Source organism: Lacunimicrobium album, from assembly GCF_052161635.1.
GTDB lineage: Bacteria > Planctomycetota > Planctomycetia > Planctomycetales > Planctomycetaceae > SXPC01.
Genome location: NZ_CP197413.1, coordinates 3,629,620 through 3,650,839 on the forward strand (window position 1 = coordinate 3,629,620; position 21,220 = coordinate 3,650,839).

Below are 21,220 nucleotides of genomic sequence, written 5' to 3' on the forward strand. Positions count from 1 at the left end.
GGTGCGCCAATCCTGGCAAAGTGCTCGCATCCTGTTACTTGAGCGTAGTTTATGACTTGTATTGCTGCGTCTGCGATCAAAGCTGTCGAATCATGGTGGTGAGATCGAGCAAGAAATTTGCTTGTTGAGCGACCAGACTACATGGCGCGGATTCCGCCTGGTTTGGCGTCTTCCCACAAGCGACTGTTGCTGTCCAGGTGGACGGCTGACTCTTCCATGAACTGGTTGTACTGCGCTTCGATCATCTCGATCTGAAACAACGGCGGCATCGTCGAATTGCTGGAAGGGAGGTAATCGACGAGCGAGAAGATCATCGGTTCATCGTCAGCGGCGTACGTGCTTTGAGCGGAGTCTGACTGGGTGGCAGGGACCGCCGTTGGCTGAGTCGTTGCTGCCAGTGAGAATTTGAGAATGACCGCGTTCTGGTCATCCATCGTGAACGCTTGCTGATAAGACATGAATCGTTCCTGAAGATGTGTTCCGGGATGACATCACGTCGGGCGTGTCGTTTCTCGGAACACTGCCAGCGGGTCGAGAGGGGAATCAGCGTGTGAAATCGCTGCTCGATTGTGTCGCGATCGATACTGTGGCAGTGCCCTGTGGTCTATCGGCGTGAAACGTGGTTTGAACCGCGTTCAAAGGGGAGAACAGTGTTGTGGAACATTCAGATGAGGTGTCTCGTTCCTCACAATGCGTGCGTGGCGAATTCCGGGCACAACCGATGCGATACGCTCGACACGAAAAACGGGCATCGTTGGTCAATCGTGCCTAACTGCTACAGACGGAATGATGGACATTTCTTGACTCATGCCGTCGTCTGTAGAATCACTACAACCGCTATTGCCGACACGGTTGGACACTGTACGAAGGGGTGTTGACCAAAGTCAACGTGCTGGTCGGACTGGCGCCTGAGACAGAACCGCCGGAAAAAACGTCAGAACTTACCTGGTCTGATCAGTGATTTTGGAGCAGCCCGCTGGTTGCGGTCCATACTTGGGAGAACGACTTGTCGCGACCGCTCCCTTTCTATCGACTGCCCTGGATTTCGACGATGCCCCCATCAACAACACCTTCGCCTACGTCTGGCTGCGAAATCAGCGCTGCGCAAACCAAACGTTTGTGGCGTTGGAACCTGATCGCGGCTTTCGGGATCTTTCTTCCTGCATTGTGTGCCGAAGGACTGCTGCGTTATCAGGAACCGATGATGCGCTGGGGAAATGCCTCGGTGCTGGTCCAGAAGATCAACCATTACAAGAACCGCGCCAGCCTGAAATACATCACGGTTTCTGCGAGTTTCAAGACGCTGCCTCAACAGCTTTACTGCAAGCTGACGGGCCAGAAGTACGAAGCGAGTTATTCGTATCCAGACATTCTCAATGGTCCCGAGCGAGATCGCTTTCTGGATGAACTGCGAATCGTCATGGATGAACCACAAAGCGACGCGATGTGGGTGGAACTGATTGAGTCCTACCGCCAGGAGATGGCCAAACTCAAACAAAGTTTGAATGCCAATCACAGCGACCTGGTCCTGATGTATGTCCCGGCTGGCGAATACCTCAAGCCGAATCACCGTATCGAGAAGACTCGCGAGATGTTCGAGCGCCTGATCAAAGACGAACAGATTCCTGTCTGGGACCTGCTCCCGGACTTTTCAGAGCATGCGACGACGGAAACAACGTACGAGCCGGTCGATGGTCACTACCGTCCGCTGGGGCATGAGCTGGTTGCGAACTTCGTCGAAAAGCAGCTGGCCGGGATGGACGTGAAACAGCAGGCGGTTGCTCACAAAACACGCTCGAAGATCCTCGGCGATCTTGACCCATTTATGCACGAGCGATCCGAGCATCGGCCCGACATTGCTGTCTATGAACTCAAAGTGAACGGCCAGGGACTCCGTCTCGATTACGAGCTCGAATTCCCTAAGAAGAAGCCTCGGATCGCGTTCTACGGCGATTCCATGACCATCGGCTATTACGTCGACAACGACCAGACCTGGGGGGCGTTGCTCAATCAGAAGGTCCCCCAGTATGAGTTCATCATCACGGGAAAATCCGGCTGCACGCTGCCCGACTTTGTTTACTCGTTCGACCATCATGGCAAGTTCCTCGAAGCCGACCTGATCGTGTTGACCTACAACGACTCGGACCTGATGGACATGCTCGATCCGTTCCGGCGGGTCATGAGCCTGGACCCGAAAGGGCGCCGTGGCGAGAAGCTGACGTCAGTTCAACAGGACATCGTCGATCGGACGCTGGCTCGCCTGAAAGAGCATGCGAACGATCCGGACTATGTCCCGGCGAAGTCGAACTCCAAGATCGCAGCCAAGTAAACCTCACTATCCGTCTATTCCATCTCGATCATCCGCTGACACATCATTCCCACGGATTTCGTTCATGTTATTTTCCTCGTACGAGTATCTGGCGGTCTTTCTGCCGATTGTCGTGGTGATTTTTCACTGGCTCAGAGCCCGTCAGTTTGTGCATCTGTCATTCTTCTTTTTGACAGTCATGTCGTTCGTTTTTTATGCCTGGTGGAATCCGCGTGACGTCCCAATTCTGCTCGGATCGATCACGATCAACTGGTGGCTGGGACGCCAGATCATTCTTAGTAAAAGTTCGCGGGCCAAACAGCGCTGGATGCTCTACGGCGGGTGTGTCGCGAACTTCCTGCTGCTGGGCTATTTCAAATACGCCGGGTTCCTTGTCGACAACGTCAACTACTTTGGCGGGACCGAAGTTGAGTTCGTCAAACCGCTGCTGCCGCTGGCGATTTCGTTCTTCACGTTTCAGCAGATTGCGTATCTGGTTGACTGCTTCTCGGGTGATGAAGAGCTGTTCTCGTTTTCGGACTATGCCCTGTTCGTGACCTTCTTTCCGCAGTTCATCGCTGGTCCGATTGTGCACCATAAGGAAATGATGCCCCAGCTGACGATGACGCATGCGCCGGGCGAAATGACGAACATGTTCTCACGGGGACTGTTCCGGTTTTCGATTGGGCTGTTCAAGAAAGTCATCCTCGCCGACACGTTTGCTATCTGGGCGAATGCGGGTTTCGGCGAAGTCGATCAAATGACGACGGCGACGGCCTGGATTACAACATTCGCGTATACGCTGCAGTTGTATTTCGACTTCAGCGGTTACTCAGACATGGCGATCGGGTCGGGACTGCTGTTTGGAATTCGTCTGCCGGAGAACTTCAACTCGCCGTACCGGGCGACCGACATCAAAGACTTCTGGCGTCGCTGGCACATCACGCTGGGTCGCTGGTTGCGCGATTACCTTTACATCCCGCTAGGGGGGAATCGCAATGGAACGGCCAACATGCTGTTCGCGATCACGCTGACCTTTGTTCTGGGAGGGTTGTGGCACGGAGCGAGTTGGACCTTCATCGTCTGGGGTGCGATGCACGGCTTTGCGTACATCGCCCTTTGGGGCTGGTCTTTGACAGGACTCCGAATGCCGATCTGGACTGCTCAACTGACGACGTTTGGCTTCATTCACCTGACCTGGGTCTTCTTCCGAGCCAAGACGTTCTCGGATGCGATGACCGTCATTTCTCAGATGTTCGATCCCTCGCAATGGAGCCAGATCCTGCAGGGTTTCGGCCTGCAGGGGATGGACCTTCTGCCGTGTGGCTATGAAGCCATTGCTGCGGTGCTGGCGGGGCTGGGCATGGTCTACTTTGCTCGAAACAGTCGACAGATGGAGGATCGCTTCAGCCCGAACTTCCGCAACATGGTGCTGTTCTGGATCGCGATGGCCGCTCCGCTGGTGAAGCTGACGTTCCACGATGATTTTGCGGAGTTTTTGTACTTCAACTTTTAAGCGGGATGTGTGTCGCTTATCACCGAGATTTCCGGGAAGACGAACCTCCGCGTGAGTCGCTTCTTTGCGTTGCTAAACTTAAGCCGTGAACTATGCAATGATGGTCCTCGCATTCTTCGTCCTGAAGGGACGGTTTCAACCAGCCCAGGATGAAATCCTGGGTTAAGGGGAGCATTGAAAGATCACCACCCTGAAGGGGTGGGGTCATCGTGGAATGCGCGGTGAGCCGTCCCTACAGGACGGGAGAGATTTGGGGTTATCGCTAACCCAGGATTTCATCCTGGGCTGACTGATAACGGCCCTTCAGGCCTGAGACAATGATGTGAAAATCAACATCTTGTCGTCGATGATGTGTGCAACGCGGGACAGCGGCTCGGACGGAGCCTCGGCCTCCCGGTGGGCAGTCCTCTTTTCAAATCCCCGCACGGCTGACACAGCCGTGGCACACCTGTTGGTCAGCGCCCCCTGGACTATTTCATCAGCGTTTCGATGCCGGGGATGATGGCGTTGGAGTACATCTGGACTTTGCCCTCGCGGTTGATGCAGGCGAGGATGGACGAAGCTGACGAGTGGACCTGGCCGTTGACTCGCAGTTCGTAGGTGTGCTTCATCTTCGCGGGTGAGACTTCGGCAAGCGTCGTGATCAGGGTGACGACGTCGTCATAGCGGATCGGCTTGCGATATCGGCAGGTCAGCTCGACGATGACCAGGAAGTTGCCACGCTCTTCCATCTCGCGGTAGTTCCCGCCGCCGGCACGAAAGAGTTCCGTCCGCCCCATTTCGAAATAGGCGGCGTAGTTGCCGTGGTGAAGAAAACCCATCGCGTCCGTTTCGTTATAACGGACGCGGATCTGCATTTCGTGTGTGGTGAGCATGGTGCCAATGTCGTCGTCAGGCGTGTGCCACGGCTGTGCCAGCCGTGTCGGATTCACGTTTTGCGTCAAAGCTGAAGAACACGGCCGACACGGCCGTGCCACACATTTACAAAGCACCCGCGGCGACGGCGTGGGGTTTGTGGCGGCCGATGTCTTTGCCGCTGAGGTATTCGGTCAGATTGAGGTCGTAGAGACGCTGGCCGGTTTCGGTGGGGTATTCGCCGGTCAGGCAGGCTCGGCACAACTGCTTCTCTTCGATATCGATCGCCCGAGAGATCGCGTCGACGGGCAGGTAACGCAGCGAATCAGCGCCGATTTCGCGGGCCATCGCTTCTTCCATTTCGCGCGTCAGATGCAACTCGCTGCCGAGGTAACGAGGAGCAAACAGCTCGCCGACTTCCTTGATATCAATGCCGTAATAACAGGGCGCGATGATCGGCGGGCAAGCGATGCGGACGTGAACTTCCTTGGCTTCGCCCTGCTCTCTCACCTTGCGGATCAGTTCGCCCATGGTCGTGCTGCGAACGATGGTGTCATCGACGAGGATGACTTTTTTACCCTTGAGAACGTGCGGCAGCGCGGTGTACTTGGCGCGGGCGCGGACCTTGCGATTCGCTCCTTCGATGAATGTTCGACCGACGTATCGATTACGAATCAGACCTTCCAGGCAGGGAAGCTTCATCTCGTAGGCCATGCTGCTCGCAGCGGCTTTCGCGGTATCCGGAACCGGGACGACCATGACATCCGGATCGTTCGGATCGAGAGTTTCCTGGGCGGCCAGTTCCTCGCCGAGGCGTTTCCGCGCCAGATAGACGCTGCGGTCATCGAGCGTACTGGCGACGTTGGCGAAGTAGATCCACTCGAAGAAACAGTGAGCCGTACGTGGTGATTGAGTGTAACGTTCGACTTTCAGCTTGCCGTCTTTGATGATGATCATTTCGCCAGGAGCAAGGTGACGGATGTGGTCTTCGTGAATGCCGAGGTTACTGATTGCGACGGATTCACTTGCCGCGACGAACATCGGCCCATCGACGGCGTAGCAGAGCGGGCGGATACCGATCGGGTCTCGCGCGACGAACATATCGCCGAGGGCGTTCAGGAAGACGATGTTGTACGCGCCGTCGAGCTTTTTGCTCAAACGGTTCATCATGCCGACATAATCATCGGTGCCGTGTTTGGAAATGTCCTGAGAGATCAGGTGCATAATGACTTCGGTATCTGTCTCGCGAGCGAGATGGAAGTCGGGCTGCTCGAGCATTTCCTGCTTGAGCTCTTCGTAATTGGCGAGCTGTCCGTTGAAGGCGAACGAGAACCACTTCGATTTCTGAATGTGATGACGCTCGAACGGCTGGGCGTAGCTTTTGTCTTCCGGACCGCAGGTCGCGTAGCGGACGTGGCCGATGGCGGCGTGGCCTTTGTAATCAGCCATCAGGCGGCGTGAGCGGTCGAGGTGATTCATCAGGAAGACTTCAGCGACCGACCCGACATCTTTATGTGTATCGATCAACTGATTGCGATGACGGTGGAACGAGGTCATCCCGGCGGCGAGCTGACCGCGATTCTGCATGTCCTGCAGAACCTGGGGCATGAGCAAAGCTGCTCCTTCGGGATACAGGTCCTCCGGATCCTGATTGACTGGCAGGAGGGGATGAAACCCTGCTTTGTTCGAAGCGCGATCCGTAAAGTGATAGATCGCTGCGACTCCACATTCGTGGTGCAATTCCGCCATGAGTCACTTGTCCTGTAAGGACCGACCTTGGCGCGAAGCCTCAGCCGGACAAGTCATCGATCGGGAGAAGGTAAGGGCGCCTGGACCACGTTTAGCCGCCACGTGATGTCATTTAGCGTGGCTGTTGAGATTTCGATTATAAGGGACGCGGCTGTGAATTCAATTTGCGGCTTCACATTTTCATCATCAAAAATTCGCCAAGTACGTAGAGAGGGAAAGGATTTTACCACAGAGGGCACAGAGAACACGGAGGGAAACAGGAGAAAACCCCACACTTCACCGCTTGCATCAACGAGATGTGATCCTATTCGGGGGATCGTTTTTCAGGGATAGACTTTTTCATTATCCAGCAATCGTGATCTCTGGCTTGGACAAGAACCGATCAAAATTCTCCTCCCTCTTCTCTGTGAGCTCTGTGTCCTCTGTGGTAAAAATCTCCTCATGAAAAGCGCGACACGCCGAGAAGTGATTGATACTGCCCAGACATTAGTCGTCAAAATCGGGACGAATGTCCTATCGCGCGAAGATGGGCGGATTGATCCGTCGCAGATTGAACGGTTCGCGGACCAGATTCACGCCATTAAAAAGACAGGACGACAGGTCCTGCTCGTCTCCTCGGGAGCCGTCGGCGTCGGGATGGAGCGTCTGGGACTCGAAGAGCGTCCCAAGGAGCTTCCTCACCTGCAGGCCGTCGCAGCGACCGGTCAGGCTCACCTCATCCGCTTATATGATCAGGCGTTCCAGCGACACGGGTATCACGCTTCCCAAGTCCTGCTGACGGCGGAAGACTTCCAGGATCGCACTCGTTACCTGAACATTCGCAACACAATCCGCACGCTGTTTGAATACGGAACCATTCCCGTCATCAACGAGAACGACACCGTCAGCACCGCCGAGATCAAATTCGGCGACAACGACGCGTTGGCATCGATGGTGACTTACCTGATTGAGTCGCCGCTGCTGATTATCCTGTCTTCTGTCGATGGCCTCTACAACGGGGATCCGAAGGATCCGAACAGTCAAATTGTGCGGGTTGTCGACCACTGGTCGCCTGCAGTTCTGGAGATGGCCCAGCCGACGAAGACCCGCCTGGGAACGGGCGGGATGCAATCCAAACTGTCCGCGATCCGCTCCGCAACCCAGGTCGGCGAAAGCGTCATCCTCGCGCATGGTCGACATGAAAACGTCCTGCTGCAGATCCTCGACGGCGACGACGTCGGCACCCTGTTCCTCGCCGAGGGGCAATCCGTCTCGGCCTGGAAACGCTGGATCGGCTATACCGTCAAAACCCGCGGCACGCTGGTCGTCGACGCGGGAGCCGTCGAAGCCTTAACGACGAAAGGCAAGTCACTGCTGGCGATCGGCATCAAAGACATTCAAGGCACATTCGACGAAGGAGAAGTCCTCTCGATCGTCGGCCCGGAAGGCTACGAATTCGCCCGCGGCTTGAGCAATTACAGTTCGGTCACACTGCGACAAATCCAAGGCAAGACAACCAAAGACATCCAAACCCTCCTCGGCCCGGCTGCATTCGGGGAGAGTGTGCACCGGGATAATCTGGTGGTGACGCGCAGAAGTTAGTGGCGATTTTTCGCACGCTCCATGTACGATCAGTTCGCGACTCAATACTAGGAACTGCCGCGCGACCTGAAGAGATTATGATGACAGCGGGGACAATGACTGCTCAGAGAGCACTTGCAAGAAAGATCAGACCGTCTGGATGGACGTATTGGCTATTCGTGACAGAATGCTTTTTCTGTTTGAACTTGCTGACGTTTTTTGAATACGAATTCGCGCTTCCCAGGCGTGAGGGGCTGAAATTCGTCATCGAGTATGTTTTGAGCGTGACGCTGCTTGTCTATCTTTTTGAAATGGCTCGACGCAGTGGTCTAATTGTGCCACACGGGGCAAAGCTGTGTGTTATCGCCACTGGCCCGGTTTCCATTCCGATCCTCTGGCTGTATGTCCGCGGCTGGCGAGTTGTTATTGACTTACTGCGATTGATTGCGGGTGGGATCGTGGCGTATCTGCTGGCGTATGGCTGTGCGTGGGGGTTGTATTTGTTGGTGTAAGCGTCCAAGAAATACTTATGAAATTATAGAATTTGCGAGTGATATCGAAGCTCCCACTACGCCTGAATCGTAACCTCCACTGCGAAAGGCTGAGACGATGTCAGACAACCTTGCAATGAGCAGGCACAACAACTCAATCATTCTGGCTCTCTTCATTGGTCTGCTGACAAGCATGCTATCTGCTTTCTCTCCGGCCTTTGGCATCTTCTCTGCTTATCTGCTTGGCGGCGGAGAATATCCACTCATGATCATGCTGATCGCTTATCTGGTGAATTCAACGCTGGCGATGTCGCTGCCGAGTTGTTTTGTCCTGCGTGACAGGTCGCGAGCCCGAGTTGGTCGGCTCATCATGACAGATTTCTTTGCCATCTTGTCTGCGATCCCATTGAGCCTACTTGTTTTTCCCGTCGTTGGGGCAGCCCTCTCTGTGTTCCGAGTGTCATTTGAAGACACGACTTGGACGATCTTTATCTTCACGGCGTCGTACTACATCACAGCATGGTTTTTACATGGTCGCGCGATGCGATTTCTGGAAGCCCCCGCTGTCAACGGTCGCAGAGAGTGGATGACGATGGCGAGTGCAGTAGTGGCCAGCATCTTGTCAGCGATCATTTATGCGGCTGATATGTGGATCGATCCCCCCGAGCCGAATCAGTTCTTCGGACCGTTTCCATCAGTGCTGGTGTTTGGATTGGCAGTCTTTCTGCACGTCTGGTTGCCAGGGACGACTTTTGTGCTTCATTCACGAGAGGAGCCTGATCGTCGTCCACCCGATACTTCGCAAACATCAGATCAGGGTCCTTTTTCCAATCCGCAACCGGAAGAAACCGCTGTCGAATGACGATCAGCCAGAGACTGAATTCCCAAAACCAGAAGGCGGGGCCGGGGATGGAGAGGAGGTCAGAACGGATTGCGATCCGGATCACGATCGCGAAGTTCCAGACCAATAAACAGATCAGCGCGCTGATCAGCACCTGATGACTGCGCTGCTTATGGAAAGCCAAGTACCATGCGATTGGGTTCGCCAGCCAACCGATCGCGAACAGCCAGGCGGGTGGATACCACACAAGAACCATGCCATAGATAAAAAGTTGAATACCGTAGATATCTTCAGCAAACGGTAGACAGAACGAAATCAAGTAGCAAACAGTCGCTACTGTTGAGAGCAGGTCCGCGATTGGCCAATTTTTAAGTGGTACCGAGTTCACTTTGCCTCGATTCGTTTCAACTGCATTTCACGCAAGACAACCATCACAAAACTTCCCAGCCACAGCCAGTACCCGGGGCCGACTAACGGTTCGTCCCCAAATGCGCACAGCAGTTGGATTTCGATCGCGATGGGAACGAGAGCGTAACCCGCGAATGTTCGGAACCTTGTCGGGCGCTTCGTCAGCATGAGATAGATCGCCAGAGGGTTGGCAAACCAGGACATTGTCACCGGCCAGGTGAGCGGGAGCAGCGAGTACATCATGCCGAGGAAAAAGATTTCAAACCCCCGCAAATTGCTACCGACGGGGAGCAGAAACGAGATGCCATACACCCAGAACGACGCTATTACCCAGCCATCAGAAGCAAACCCTCTCAGTCTGGGAATCTCTGCAACGCCTGTTGACATGACCAGTCTCTCACTTTCTACGTTGAGAACCGGTCGCTATGAGGTTTCTTAATCGCAAAGACACCTCTCGCGGCCAATTTTCCGGGAAATTCCATTCAAAGCGACGGAATGCCCTGCCCTCGCAGGGTGGCAAGCCGCCAACTTGTTTTTTCCACCCCTTCTGCCTACCCTATAGGGCTTGGTTTTCGCTCTCATTCCTGCCCGCCCTTGTAGATCTGCTGCCCGCTATGCTTGTTCGTGTGACTGATATTCGGATGCCCGTCGAGGCTCCGGAAGAGAATCTGGTGTATGAAGTCGCCAAGCGATTGGGGATCAAGAAAGCCGACATCGCCAACTGGCGGATTCTGCGCAAGAGCATGGATGCGCGGTCCCGACAGGAAATCCAATACGTCTACACCGCGATCGCGGAAACCAAAGCCAACTCGGAAACCTTCAAAAAGCTCAAACGCGATAAGAAGGTCGACTTCTTCAAGCCCGATCGCTTCGACGATGTCAAACCCGGCAGCGAAGCCATGGACGAGCGACCCGTCATCATCGGGTCGGGGCCTGCGGGACTGCTCGCGGGCTATTACCTCGCGCTCAAGGGATACAAGCCGATCATTCTCGAACGTGGTCACCCGGTTAAACAAAGGGTTCCTGCGATTCGTTCCTTCGATTCCGGCGGGGAGTTCGAGCGGGATAACAACTACCTGTACGGTGAAGGGGGCGCGGGTTGCTTTTCGGATGGGAAGCTGACCTGCCGACTGACAGGTCCCGATGTCGACTGGGTGCTCGATGCGTTCGTCACCTGCGGCGGGAAGGAGTCGATCCGTTATGAACATCGCCCGCACCTGGGGAGTAACAAGCTGCCGATGATCTGTCGGAACTTCCGACGCAAGATCGATGCCCTCGGCGGCGAGTATCGGTTCGGCTGTCAGGTCGAGCGCCTGATCGTCGAGGATGGCAAAGTCACGGGCCTGAAGACGTCCACCGGCGACATCAAGACGAGCGTCGTCATTCTCGCGATTGGTCACTCAGCTCGCGATACCTACGAAACGCTCTACGAACAGGGCGTTCCCATCGTGCAGAAGCCGTTTCAACTCGGCTTGCGCATCGAACAGCCCCAGGCGCAGATCAATCACCACAAGTACGGCAAAGACACGTACGTCGATCTGCTTGGGGCAGCTGATTACTCGGTGACCGTCAAACTGCACACGAACAACCAGGATCGCGAGATGTATTCGTTCTGCATGTGCGCAGGCGGGTACGTCATCCCCAGCGTCTCGGAGTATGGCGAGTTCTGTTCCAACGGGATGAGCAACTCACGTCACGATTCGATCTTCGCCAACAGCGGGCTGATGGTCACGCTGTATCCTCACGAATTCGGCAGCGATCACCCTCTCGCAGGCATGTATCTGCAGCGGAAGTACGAGCAAGCCGCGTACATGATCGGCATGGGCGAATACAAGGCGCCGATCTCCTGGGCGGGCGACTTCCTGAAAGGCAAGAAGTCTGTCTCGGATATCCCCCTCCCCTCGTCGTATGAACGGGGGACCATCATCGCCAATATGGACGAAATCCTCCCGCCAGTCGTCCTCAAGTCGCTGCGGGAAGGTTTGCCGATCATGGACAAGAAGTACCGCGGCAACCTCGTTAAGAATGGCACCGTCGTCGGCCCGGAGATGCGTGGCTCGGCCCCCGTCCGCATCGACCGCGATCTCCAGACACGCGTTGCGCCCGGTTTTGAAGGGCTGTATCCGGTTGGCGAAGGGGCCGGGTATGCGGGGGGAATTGTCTCGGCTGCGGTGGATGGTTTGAGATCGGCGAAGGTGATTGTCAGTCGGTTTGCACCGGTTGGGTGAGGTCTGGTGCGATGGGTGGCTGGGATCGCGCATCGATGTCAAACGTGAATTCGGCACGGCTGACACAGCCGTGGCACACGGATGATCTTCACCGCGATTTTCTAGCAAAATTGTCTATCAAGTAATGATCAGAAAGCCGCTCTTGACCCGATTTCCCGTTTCGCTTTAGACTCCCGGCCTTATTGTTCTCGCCCCCAATCACAAAAACGGGAAAGGATTCTCGTGATGAATGCCCGCCTGATCTCTTCACTGGCACTGTCTGGACTTGTCTTCTCACTCATGGCTGGCTGCAATCAGCAGAATGCAACCCCCGCTCTGACACAAAAAACAACGGGCGGCCTGGCCGTCATCGATCTGGATGCCGTCGCTTCTCAACTGGGACGCGACGCCGACATCACCAAGCAACTCAAAGCCAAGCAGGACGAACTGAACGGGAAAATCGTTCAGGCGAAGAATATCTTCGTCAATCAGATCAAAACCAAGCAGAAAGAATTTGGCGCAGAGCCAACTCTGGAACAAAAGCAACAACTGCAGGCCATGGAAGTCCAGGCCAACATGACCCTCAAGCAAGCCCAGTCTCAGGCTGTTCAAATTCTCCAGACTCACCGTTCAAAGCTGATCCGCGCCTTCCGTGATCAAGTCACTCCGTACGCCAAGCAGGTTGCTGCTCAGAAGGGTATGACAACGATCGTTCCGAAAAGTGAAATGATCATGAGCGTCGAATCGTCTGCAGAAATCTCGACTCAGGTCGCTGAACTGATGAAGTCACAAGGCTACAACAAGTCTCAACCAATCACTCCTGCTGTGACCGCTGAAAACGATGACCCAGCCTTCGGCGGCGAGATTCAGCCCGTCAATCACGAAGTCTCTGCTCCCATGCCAGAGTAAGTCTTTGACTGATCAGATAATGACAATGCAAAGAGTCTCCGATTTTTCGGAGGCTCTTTTTTTGTGATTTGGTTCTATGCAACTAAAAATGGTTCGTGTGCCACGGCTGTGTCAGCCGTGCCAAGTTTCACATGACGCGTCAATCGCGAAGTTCCCAAGACCGACACCATCCCGCCACACCGCTGACCACTCTTCATCGTTGACAAATTCCTGTCATTGCCTGTCCTTGAGCGTCGGTTGTGAATTAAACTATTTCCATCGCCTGAAGACGGGTGACTACAACTTCGCGAGATACTTCCAATAACGAAAATCGACACCCATGTCCGATAACACGACTTCGACGGCTTATTCTGCTCTGACCGCTGAACTTCAACAGATCGCGATTCTTGGATCGTGTGGCAGCCTGGTCAGCTGGGATGAACAGACCTGCCTCCCTCCACGAGGAACAGAATTTCGTGCCGAGCAGTTGAGTCTTCTGGCTGGTTTGCGACACGAACGGGCCACCTCGAAGAAGCTCGCTGACATGATCGCAGCCGCGGAGGATGAACTCGGCTCGGCTCTTGATGATGATACCGTCCAGGCTGCGAATGTCCGCGAAGCTCGACGTGATTTCAGCAAAGCAACTCGCCTGCCTCAGCGTCTGGTTGAAGAGATCACCCGCGCCACATCGCATGCCCACCTGGCCTGGGTCAACGCTCGCAAGGCCAGCAACTTCTCGCAGTTCCTGCCGTCACTGAAGAAGGTCATTCAGCTCAAGCAGGAAGAAGCCTCTGCCCTGCGTGTCGCCGATCAATCTCTGTATGATGCCCTTCTCGATAATTATGAGCCCTATGCCTCGTCAGCGGAGATTGAGAAAGTCTTTGCTGCTCTGCGTGAGCAACTCGTCCCGCTGGTCAAAGAGATTTCAGCCTCGTCGGTGAAAGCGCCGGTCAGCATTCTGGCTCGTTTTTACGCGATCGACCAGCAGAAGCGCTTCTGCGAAATGGCCTCGGCTGCTGTCGGATTCGATATGACATCCGGTCGTCTCGATGTCTCGGCTCACCCGTTCTGTTCGGGGATTGCACCTGGGGATTGTCGCATGACGACCCGTTACGAAGAACGCCACTTCAACTCGGCTTTCTTTGGCGTGCTTCATGAAACCGGTCATGGCCTTTATGAGCAGGGGCTGATTCGCGAAAGCTTTGGAATGCCCTGTGGCGAAACGGTTTCGCTGGGGATTCACGAGTCACAGTCACGCATGTGGGAAAACTTTGTCGGGCGTTCGCTGTCGTTCTGGACGCACTTCTACCCGCAAGCTCAGCAGCATTTTCCACACCCTCTGGGAGACGTCAACATCTCGCAGTTCTATTCTGCGATCAATGATATCCGCCCGACGTTCATCCGGGTCGAAGCAGACGAAGTCACTTATAACCTGCACATCATGCTCCGCTTCGAGCTCGAACAGGCCATGATGTCGGGGGACCTGCCAGCGGAAGAGATCCCGGCTGCGTGGAACAAGAAGATCAAAGACTATCTGGGAATCAAGGTCCCATCCGATGCCATGGGCTGCCTGCAAGACGTTCACTGGTCAGCCGGGTTGATTGGCTATTTCCCGACCTACGCTCTGGGCAATATGTACGCCGCCCAGTTGTTCCAGCAGGCGGCGACCGATCTGGGTGACCTTGATCGTCAGTTCGAAAACGGCGATTTCAAGCCACTTCTGGAATGGCTGCGATCCAACATCCATCACCACGGACGTCGTTACTCGGCTGCTCAGCTGATTGAACGGATCACGAAAAAGCCACTGTCTCACCAGCCTCTGATCGATCATCTTCGTAATAAGCTTGCCCCGCTTTACGATCTGTCGCAGACTTAGTTGTTGGCAGCAATCAGTCCTGATTTGAGTCGCATTCCTCCTGACTGGAAATGAACGCTATGTCCGATGTCGAGGTTTCCGATGATCGCCCGACGAACTGGAAGGCGATTGCAATGATTGCTGTCTGTACGGCGGTGATTGCGTTTATTGTGGCCTCATTGGAAAAAGGTTCGGATGGCAGCATCGGCAAGGCGCTGCCGGAGTTTCGTCCCGCAGGATGGATCGATGACAAAGCCCTGACGGCCGAGCAGATGCAGGACAAGGTTCTCGTCGTCGATGCCTGGGCCAGCTGGTGTGGGCCGTGCATTGCCGAGACAAAACACCTGGTGGACGTCTACGGCAAATTTGGCGAGAACCCTCGCCTTCAGTTTGTCGGCATCACGATGGAACAAGAAGATGCTCTGCCGAATATGAAGATGTTCATCGAGCGTCTGCACGTCCCATGGCCGAACGCCTACGGTGCAGAGGCATTCTTTCAGGAACTCGCCATCGACACGATCCCGCGGGTCTACGTCGTGAATCCCAAGGGGGAGATCATCTGGACGAATCGATCGGGCGGCGAGATTGAAGAAGCAATTGAGCGGGCCCTGGCGATGTGATGAATTGAAAATAGGTGGCTGGGGTCAGCTAACAAACCTAACCACAGCCCCCCGCGATCGTGTGCCACGGCTGTGTCAGCCGTGCCGAGTTCAAGTTAGTTATCGATAGCGCCATCCCACGGCCGACACGACCGTGGCACACCGAGCAAATGCTCTCTCACGGTCGCGGCTCTGATCGAGATCTGCTACCCTTTTGCTCGTTTCCGACGAATTCCGTATTCTGACTTTCGAATGACGATGTTCTCCCATGCGCCACCTCAACCGTCCTGCTGATCAAGTCCGTCCGATCGAGATCATTCGCAACTTCACCAAGAAGGCAGCGGGGTCGGTGTATATCAAGGCGGGATCGACGACGGTTCTCTGCACCGCCTCGGTCGAAGACAAGCTGCCGCCGTGGAAAGATCCGCTCAAAGATCCCTCCGGCTGGGTGACGGCGGAATACAGCATGCTGCCAGGCAGTACGTCTCCGCGAAAGTCACGCGAGCGATTGAAGACAGACAGTCGTTCCACAGAAATTCAGCGTCTGATCGGTCGTAGCCTGCGTGCTGCAGTGAATACGAAAGCGCTGGGTCCGCGGACAATCACGATCGACTGTGATGTTCTGGAAGCCGATGGCGGGACACGGACGCTGTCGATCACAGGCGGGTTTATTGCCCTGGTAGATGCCCTCAATTCGATCGAGAGGCGCGATCCAACCTTCAGTGCCAAGGCGGCAGTCGCGCAAGGGATTGCTGCGGTCAGCCTGGGGTATGTGAAGGGTCAGCTGCTGCTGGACCTGGATTATTCGGAAGACAGTACTGCAGAAGTCGATCTGAATGTCGTCATGACCAGCGACGATGAATTCGTCGAAATTCAGGGGACGGCAGAGAATAAAGCCTTCTCTCTGGAACAACTGACAGCCCAGCTGGCGATGGCTAAACAGGGCGTGCATCAATTGTTCTCTTTACAACAGAAATCTTTAGGCAATCTTTGGCCTCTCGACAAGAATTACCTGATTTCCTAGAACTCCACTCGATGGACTGAATTGAACATCGCGCAGCTGCCCGATCAGATTCGTTTTATGAAGCTGATCTTGCTGGCTGAGTCGAGTCATTCAGATGTTCTCCTGCCAATCTCTCACCTCTGGTCCGTAGCGACACTTCCCTCGACGGTTCGTCGCGGGTTCAGTACGGAGTCTTGTCATGCCTGCTTATCGCATTCAATCATTGTTCATTGCGACTATCGCAATTTGTAGTCTCATCAATTCTGCTGGCGCAGGTGGTATCGAAGCCGTCAAAGGCAAGCGTTACGCCCTTTCCAAGCAGCACGGCCCATGGATGATCATGGTCGCGACGATTTCAGAGCCGACCGAGGGCATGAAAGTCGAGGGGAAGACACCCGACATCGCTGCCGATGAACTTGTCTTCGAACTGCGTCAAGTGGGTATCCCTGCTTACAGTTTCTCCCGCGACGAAGCGACCGGCCAAATTCAAACCCAGGACCGACGTGGTCGCGAAACAAACAAGAAATACAAACTCGACAAAGAAATCTGCGTGGTTGCAGGAAACTATGAGGATATCGAGCCTTCCACCAAGAGTGGAAAGACAGCTCAAGAAACGCTGCTCTATGTGAAAAAACTGAAGCCCGCCTGCCTGACTGAAGGCGGCATCTATCGCGAAACCCCAGGACAGCCTGGCCCCCTCTCGGGTGCTTTCCTGACCGTTAACCCGATGCTCACCCCCGAAGAAGTTCAGGCCCGCAAACGCAATCCCGAACTTCTGCAGATCAATGCCGGGATGGAGTTCTCTCTGTTTGACAATAAGGGCGACTTTTCATTGGTCATCGCGACCTTCAAAGGAAAATCGGTCACCAAGCAGGGCGATAAGGACCTGGAATCTGCCTTCAGCAAATTGACCGGACAAGCCTCTGTTGACGTCGCATACTGGGACGCCTGGAAGACCTGCAACGCCCTCCGAGCACGCGGCGTCGAGGCATGGGTGTTCCACGATCGATATCAATCGTATGTGACCGTCGGATCGTTCACACAAGAGCGAGATCCACGCGCGTTCGAATTCGCCAAAGCGTTCGGTGCCAAGTACGCCAATAATCCAGCGACCGGTCAACAGAACCTCATTGCAGAACAACAGACGATTCAGGATCAAAATGGCAATCCCAAGATGATTCTCTTTGATCCAGAACCACACATGATTCGAGTTCCGAAGTACAGATAAGCATCACTTCCCACAGAAAAAGCCCTGGATGATCAAAAATCTCCCAGGGCTTTTTTCGTTGATCAATCGAGTCGATTGCTAGCGCCAGTGAGGAGCATCTGGCATGGCCTGAGCTTCCTGGAGAACGGGGGCATTGATGGTCGTCGGCGTTTCCGTCTGCGCCTGCATTCCGTCGAGTCGAATCAAGCCGACGTCGATGAGCGTCGTGTAGGTTAACGCAAAGAGAATCCCGTAGGTGACGATGTTGGCCGATTGTGTTTTGCCAACCCATTTCAGGGCAGACCCTGCGAATTTATTGAGGCGGATCCGGGCACCGCTCCATTCGATCGCATAGATCTCATCGAGCAGCAGGTGAGAGAAAAAGCCAAGACCAATTCCAAAGGCCAGCAGCAGGCGGACGCGAATTTCTGAATCTGCCGTCGCCATGAATGCGATCAGCATGGTGATGAACATGGCTGGAATACTGTGAAACATGCCGCGGTGAACCGCTAATTTGCCGACCAGCCACATCCCTCCAAAGCGAATGCCATGATAAAGGAGGATAAACGTGAGCGCGAGTGCTTCCGCCGTCGGGATCACCTCGACGGATCGCATCAGCCGTCCCATGATGAACAACGGCAGGACAGCGCCGAGCATGGCGAACAGATCCTTCACCGGACGCGACGATTGAGAATCGAGATCCGGCAGCATCCCGCCAAATGCAGTCAGGAACCCGGTCAAAGAGGCTTCGACGGGCGTGAAACCGAAGAACAGGTATGCACTTGCGCCAAGTCCTGCACCCAGAAAGCTGCTGACAGTAATATGCTCTTTGTACCCGGCCATCGACATCCTTGTCGTAAGTCAGAGGGTGGAGCGGAGGGAATCTCGTCCGCCAATGCCATTGTTTTTCCGCATAGGCCGCTGTCCCATCCGCTCAATATCGGCTGTTTCCGCTCAGATCTTGAGTGACGTCTGGTGAACGCACCTGGCAGGAGTTCCTCAAACGATACGCATGGAAGTAGAATTTGAGAAGTGTTGCCGCGGGAGGCATGGCAGCCCTATTGACTGTTTTTGCGGGAATTCCCTGCAACAAATTGAAAGCAAAGCCATGGCAAATCACGTCTTATCAACATTTATTGATAGAACCAGAGTTGGTCCGAGTTTTCCCTGCCGTCAGCCAAAAACTGGAACCAATGATTGACTTTGAGAGTATGCCTTGAGACGATACGTGTACTCAACTCAACACGTCACGTGACCCACTCAATCATCCCAAGGATTGACGCACACCAACCCACGGTGTTTTTCGTCGATCAGCGTTCTGCCGGTCCAGGCAGGCTGCGTTTTGATCGATCGACGCCCGTGAATCAATGCGTCGGACTCCAATCTCCCTCCTGTCTTCTCTGAACCATCTCGAAGCAAACCCCTCATCCTGCAACGAATGATCAGACGACGACACGCGGACGGCGATCGTGTAGTCACTTCTTGGCGTCGCTGGTCTGATCAACAGTCTGGCGTGTTTCCATTTCCTTCCTGATTTCCCACCCGACGCCAACTTCTCGCTCGACGGATCGACTCTGGTGATATCCCGTTCCTCTGATTCCAGCGCCGCCATCAAGGCACGTCCTCCGGTTGTGGGGATCGTGGGCGGAATCGGTGCGGGAAAAAGTGCTCTGACCCGCTTTGCCGCTGAGCAGATGGCGCTCGCGATTGTCGATGGCGATGTTGTCGGTCATGAAGCATTGCGCGTTCCCGAGTTGAAGACGCGCGTCGTTGAAACGTTTTCCGGGATTCTGTCTGACCCGTCGACGTTGCTGGTCGATGGCGAGATCAATCGCAAAGTCCTCGGTGCGCTGGTCTGGGGAAGTGATCCCGTTTCCCGCCAGCGACGTTCCACTCTGGAGAAGATCGTTCACCCCTGGATGGTCGAGCGATTTAAGACTCTTTTCGCCCAGCATCAGCAGTCCGGCGAATGCGACGTCATTCTCTTCGACGCCGCGATTCTGCTCGAAGCGGGCTGGGATCAGCTCTGCGACTCCATCTTCTACATCGAAACGACAGACGCCTCCCGTCTGGAGCGTGTTCAGCAGCAGCGATCATGGAACAACGAGCAACTTCGCATCCGCGAAGAAAGTCAGTGGCCACTCGAGACGAAAAAGTCTCGTGCAAAACTGATCATCAACAATAACCAACCTCTGTCTCTGGCCGGTCGCGATTTCGTTCAAGCTCTCCAACAGCTTGTAGCCCGGTCATCCAAGCCTGCCCCCTCTCACGTGCCTCACGTCACCTCGAACTGAAGAGACCCGTCATGGCCACTGAAGCCACTGATTACGACAATTACAAATCTTCCGACGCGCGCTCCAAGGCGCAGATCGCGGCTGACGACAAATACGAAGAAGTCAAACGCGGCGAGATGCACATCGCCGAGCTCCAAAAAATGACGATGAAGGAGCTCTTCGATCTCGCGCGCAAAGAAAACCTGACGGACTATACGGGGCTCAAAAAACAGGATCTGATCTTCAAGATCCTCAAAGAGCGGACCAAGCTCAACGGCCTGATGTTCGGCGATGGGACTCTCGAAATCCTGCCAGATGGCTTCGGCTTCCTGCGTAGCCCGGACTATCACTATCTGCCCTGCCCTGATGATATCTATGTCTCGCCATCGCAGATTCGTCGCTTTGGACTGCGCAAAGGCGCGACCGTCGCCGGACAGATTCGCCCGCCGAAAGAAAACGAGCGATACTTCGCGCTACTGCGCGTTGAAGCCGTCAACGGGCAGGACCCGAACATGCTGGCCGATAAGGTCTTCTTCGACGACCTGACGCCGCTTCACCCTGAGAAACGCCTCAAACTCTCCAGCGAACCCGAAGAGCTGAGCACCCGCATTGTCGATATGCTCTGCCCGATCGGGATGGGACAACGTGCTCTCATTGTCTCGCCACCTCGTGCTGGTAAGACGATCATGCTGCAGAAGATGGCCAAGGGAGTTTTGCAGAATCACCCGGATGCGTTCGTCATCGTTCTGCTGATCGATGAACGCCCTGAAGAAGTGACGGACATGGAACGTCAGGTGAAAAGCCCCAACTGTGAAGTCGTCAGCAGTACCTTTGACGAACCGGCCAGTCGACATATTCAAGTCAGCGAAATGGTCATCGAGAAGGCCAAACGCATGGTCGAATTCGGCCAGGACGTCGTCATCTTTCTCGATTCGATCACTCGACTGGCCCGCGCCTGGAACACCGAAGTTCCCAACTCCGGCAAGATCCTGACCGGTGGCGTCGATGCCAACGCCCTGCAGCACCCGAAACGCTTCTTCGGAGCTGCCCGTAATGTGGAAGAAGGGGGCAGCCTGACGATCATCGCGACGGCTCTCGTCGATACGGGCAGCAAGATGGACGAAGTCATCTTCGAAGAGTTCAAGGGGACCGGCAACACCGAGATTCACCTCGACCGCCGGATGGTCGAGAAACGCATCTGGCCCGCGATGGACGTCAACCGCTCGGGAACGCGTCGCGAAGAACTCCTCATGCACGAAGAAGAACTGCGACGAGTCTGGATTCTACGCCGCGTCCTCAACGACATGAACCCCGTCGAAGCCATGGAACTCCTCACCAACCGCATGCGACGCACGAAGACCAACGAAGAGTTCCTGTTGACGATGAACCTCTCGTAGGGTCCGCTGTGCGGACCGTTTCTTCATTTGCATAACACGAGAGTCTCTAACGGCTCTCCGTCG

The 21,220-nt window shown here is 54.9% G+C and carries 19 protein-coding genes; 14 read left to right on the forward strand and 5 right to left on the reverse strand.

What is annotated here, in order from left to right; all coding sequences use genetic code 11:
• Positions 1 to 137: 137 nt before the first annotated feature.
• Positions 138 to 458 (reverse strand): hypothetical protein, encoded by a 321-nt coding sequence (locus SH248x_RS14480; protein ID WP_459554997.1) that lies wholly within the window; start codon positions 456 to 458, stop codon positions 138 to 140.
• A 593-nt stretch (positions 459 to 1,051) separates the two neighbouring features.
• Here SH248x_RS14480 and SH248x_RS14485 point away from each other — a divergent pair.
• Positions 1,052 to 2,329 carry an alginate O-acetyltransferase AlgX-related protein gene (locus tag SH248x_RS14485; RefSeq protein ID WP_459554998.1) on the forward strand — a complete coding sequence of 426 codons (1,278 nt, stop codon included), beginning with the start codon at positions 1,052 to 1,054 and terminating at the stop codon, positions 2,327 to 2,329.
• A 64-nt stretch (positions 2,330 to 2,393) separates the two neighbouring features.
• On the forward strand, positions 2,394 to 3,824 hold the full coding sequence (locus tag SH248x_RS14490; RefSeq protein WP_459554999.1) for an MBOAT family O-acyltransferase: 1,431 nt from the start codon (positions 2,394 to 2,396) through the stop codon (positions 3,822 to 3,824).
• 470 nt (positions 3,825 to 4,294) lie between these two features.
• Here SH248x_RS14490 and SH248x_RS14495 read toward each other — a convergent pair whose 3' ends face one another.
• Both SH248x_RS14495 and SH248x_RS14500 read right to left on the reverse strand, forming a co-directional pair.
• Positions 4,295 to 4,699, reverse strand: coding sequence for an acyl-CoA thioesterase (locus SH248x_RS14495; protein WP_459555000.1), 405 nt, complete (start codon positions 4,697 to 4,699; stop codon positions 4,295 to 4,297).
• Positions 4,700 to 4,805: 106 nt separating this feature from the next.
• A complete protein-coding gene (locus SH248x_RS14500) occupies positions 4,806 to 6,428 on the reverse strand; it encodes an amidophosphoribosyltransferase (RefSeq protein WP_459555001.1) in 1,623 nt (540 codons plus the stop codon).
• Positions 6,429 to 6,869: 441 nt separating this feature from the next.
• Between SH248x_RS14500 and proB the strand changes: the two genes are divergently transcribed.
• The 4 genes from proB to SH248x_RS14520 all read left to right on the forward strand — a co-directional run bounded on the left by proB (position 6,870) and on the right by SH248x_RS14520 (position 9,478).
• Complete coding sequence (gene proB / locus SH248x_RS14505) at positions 6,870 to 8,009, forward strand: glutamate 5-kinase (protein ID WP_459555002.1); 1,140 nt, start codon at positions 6,870 to 6,872, stop codon at positions 8,007 to 8,009.
• A 179-nt stretch (positions 8,010 to 8,188) separates the two neighbouring features.
• On the forward strand, positions 8,189 to 8,500 hold the full coding sequence (locus SH248x_RS14510) for a hypothetical protein (RefSeq protein ID WP_459555003.1): 312 nt from the start codon (positions 8,189 to 8,191) through the stop codon (positions 8,498 to 8,500).
• 97 nt (positions 8,501 to 8,597) lie between these two features.
• Complete coding sequence (locus SH248x_RS14515; RefSeq protein ID WP_459555004.1) at positions 8,598 to 9,341, forward strand: hypothetical protein; 744 nt, start codon at positions 8,598 to 8,600, stop codon at positions 9,339 to 9,341.
• The gene (locus tag SH248x_RS14520; RefSeq protein ID WP_459555005.1) at positions 9,338 to 9,478 is read left to right on the forward strand and encodes a hypothetical protein; all 141 of its coding nucleotides are present in this window, start codon (positions 9,338 to 9,340) and stop codon (positions 9,476 to 9,478) included. The genes SH248x_RS14515 and SH248x_RS14520 overlap by 4 nt, the downstream gene beginning before the upstream one ends.
• Positions 9,479 to 9,704: 226 nt before the next feature.
• Here SH248x_RS14520 and SH248x_RS14525 read toward each other — a convergent pair whose 3' ends face one another.
• Positions 9,705 to 10,115: a hypothetical protein gene (locus tag SH248x_RS14525; protein ID WP_459555006.1), complete on the reverse strand. Its 411-nt coding sequence runs from the start codon at positions 10,113 to 10,115 to the stop codon at positions 9,705 to 9,707.
• A gap of 254 nt (positions 10,116 to 10,369) precedes the next feature.
• On the opposite strand from SH248x_RS14525, the gene SH248x_RS14530 reads away from it, so the two are divergent.
• The 6 genes from SH248x_RS14530 to SH248x_RS14555 all read left to right on the forward strand — a co-directional run bounded on the left by SH248x_RS14530 (position 10,370) and on the right by SH248x_RS14555 (position 17,508).
• Positions 10,370 to 11,956 (forward strand): NAD(P)/FAD-dependent oxidoreductase, encoded by a 1,587-nt coding sequence (locus SH248x_RS14530; RefSeq protein WP_459555007.1) that lies wholly within the window; start codon positions 10,370 to 10,372, stop codon positions 11,954 to 11,956.
• Positions 11,957 to 12,181: 225 nt separating this feature from the next.
• Positions 12,182 to 12,844, forward strand: a complete 663-nt coding sequence (locus tag SH248x_RS14535; RefSeq protein ID WP_459555008.1) for an OmpH family outer membrane protein — start codon at positions 12,182 to 12,184, stop codon at positions 12,842 to 12,844.
• A gap of 319 nt (positions 12,845 to 13,163) precedes the next feature.
• On the forward strand, positions 13,164 to 14,699 hold the full coding sequence (locus SH248x_RS14540; protein WP_459555009.1) for a carboxypeptidase M32: 1,536 nt from the start codon (positions 13,164 to 13,166) through the stop codon (positions 14,697 to 14,699).
• 59 nt (positions 14,700 to 14,758) lie between these two features.
• Positions 14,759 to 15,298 (forward strand): TlpA family protein disulfide reductase, encoded by a 540-nt coding sequence (locus tag SH248x_RS14545; RefSeq protein WP_459555010.1) that lies wholly within the window; start codon positions 14,759 to 14,761, stop codon positions 15,296 to 15,298.
• Between the two features lie 247 nt (positions 15,299 to 15,545).
• Positions 15,546 to 16,301 (forward strand): ribonuclease PH, encoded by a 756-nt coding sequence (rph, locus tag SH248x_RS14550; RefSeq protein WP_459555011.1) that lies wholly within the window; start codon positions 15,546 to 15,548, stop codon positions 16,299 to 16,301.
• Positions 16,302 to 16,479: 178 nt separating this feature from the next.
• Complete coding sequence (locus tag SH248x_RS14555; protein WP_459555013.1) at positions 16,480 to 17,508, forward strand: hypothetical protein; 1,029 nt, start codon at positions 16,480 to 16,482, stop codon at positions 17,506 to 17,508.
• 78 nt (positions 17,509 to 17,586) lie between these two features.
• On the opposite strand, the gene SH248x_RS14560 is transcribed toward SH248x_RS14555, so the two are convergent.
• A complete protein-coding gene (locus SH248x_RS14560; protein WP_459555014.1) occupies positions 17,587 to 18,330 on the reverse strand; it encodes a metal-dependent hydrolase in 744 nt (247 codons plus the stop codon).
• A 734-nt stretch (positions 18,331 to 19,064) separates the two neighbouring features.
• Here SH248x_RS14560 and coaE point away from each other — a divergent pair.
• Entirely contained in the window at positions 19,065 to 19,781 is a 717-nt protein-coding gene (coaE, locus tag SH248x_RS14565; protein WP_459555015.1) for a dephospho-CoA kinase, read from the forward strand.
• An 11-nt stretch (positions 19,782 to 19,792) separates the two neighbouring features.
• Positions 19,793 to 21,157, forward strand: a complete 1,365-nt coding sequence (gene rho, locus SH248x_RS14570; RefSeq protein ID WP_459555016.1) for a transcription termination factor Rho — start codon at positions 19,793 to 19,795, stop codon at positions 21,155 to 21,157.
• Positions 21,158 to 21,220: the final 63 nt, after the last annotated feature.

What these genes read in the sequence shown, in the direction of transcription:
- SH248x_RS14520 (WP_459555005.1), top strand. Translation starts at nt 9,338, where the DNA reads ATGACGATCAGCCAGAGACTGAATTCCCAAAACCAGAAGGCGGGGCCG.
- SH248x_RS14485 (WP_459554998.1), top strand. Translation starts at nt 1,052, where the DNA reads ATGCCCCCATCAACAACACCTTCGCCTACGTCTGGCTGCGAAATCAGC.
- SH248x_RS14540 (WP_459555009.1), top strand. Translation starts at nt 13,164, where the DNA reads ATGTCCGATAACACGACTTCGACGGCTTATTCTGCTCTGACCGCTGAA.
- proB (WP_459555002.1), top strand. Translation starts at nt 6,870, where the DNA reads ATGAAAAGCGCGACACGCCGAGAAGTGATTGATACTGCCCAGACATTA.
- SH248x_RS14480 (WP_459554997.1), bottom strand. Translation starts at nt 458, where the DNA reads ATGTCTTATCAGCAAGCGTTCACGATGGATGACCAGAACGCGGTCATT.
- SH248x_RS14545 (WP_459555010.1), top strand. Translation starts at nt 14,759, where the DNA reads ATGTCCGATGTCGAGGTTTCCGATGATCGCCCGACGAACTGGAAGGCG.
- rph (WP_459555011.1), top strand. Translation starts at nt 15,546, where the DNA reads ATGCGCCACCTCAACCGTCCTGCTGATCAAGTCCGTCCGATCGAGATC.
- SH248x_RS14500 (WP_459555001.1), bottom strand. Translation starts at nt 6,428, where the DNA reads ATGGCGGAATTGCACCACGAATGTGGAGTCGCAGCGATCTATCACTTT.
- SH248x_RS14530 (WP_459555007.1), top strand. Translation starts at nt 10,370, where the DNA reads ATGCCCGTCGAGGCTCCGGAAGAGAATCTGGTGTATGAAGTCGCCAAG.
- SH248x_RS14560 (WP_459555014.1), bottom strand. Translation starts at nt 18,330, where the DNA reads ATGGCCGGGTACAAAGAGCATATTACTGTCAGCAGCTTTCTGGGTGCA.
- SH248x_RS14535 (WP_459555008.1), top strand. Translation starts at nt 12,182, where the DNA reads ATGAATGCCCGCCTGATCTCTTCACTGGCACTGTCTGGACTTGTCTTC.
- SH248x_RS14490 (WP_459554999.1), top strand. Translation starts at nt 2,394, where the DNA reads ATGTTATTTTCCTCGTACGAGTATCTGGCGGTCTTTCTGCCGATTGTC.
- SH248x_RS14515 (WP_459555004.1), top strand. Translation starts at nt 8,598, where the DNA reads ATGTCAGACAACCTTGCAATGAGCAGGCACAACAACTCAATCATTCTG.
- SH248x_RS14555 (WP_459555013.1), top strand. Translation starts at nt 16,480, where the DNA reads ATGCCTGCTTATCGCATTCAATCATTGTTCATTGCGACTATCGCAATT.
- SH248x_RS14495 (WP_459555000.1), bottom strand. Translation starts at nt 4,699, where the DNA reads ATGCTCACCACACACGAAATGCAGATCCGCGTCCGTTATAACGAAACG.
- rho (WP_459555016.1), top strand. Translation starts at nt 19,793, where the DNA reads ATGGCCACTGAAGCCACTGATTACGACAATTACAAATCTTCCGACGCG.
- SH248x_RS14525 (WP_459555006.1), bottom strand. Translation starts at nt 10,115, where the DNA reads ATGTCAACAGGCGTTGCAGAGATTCCCAGACTGAGAGGGTTTGCTTCT.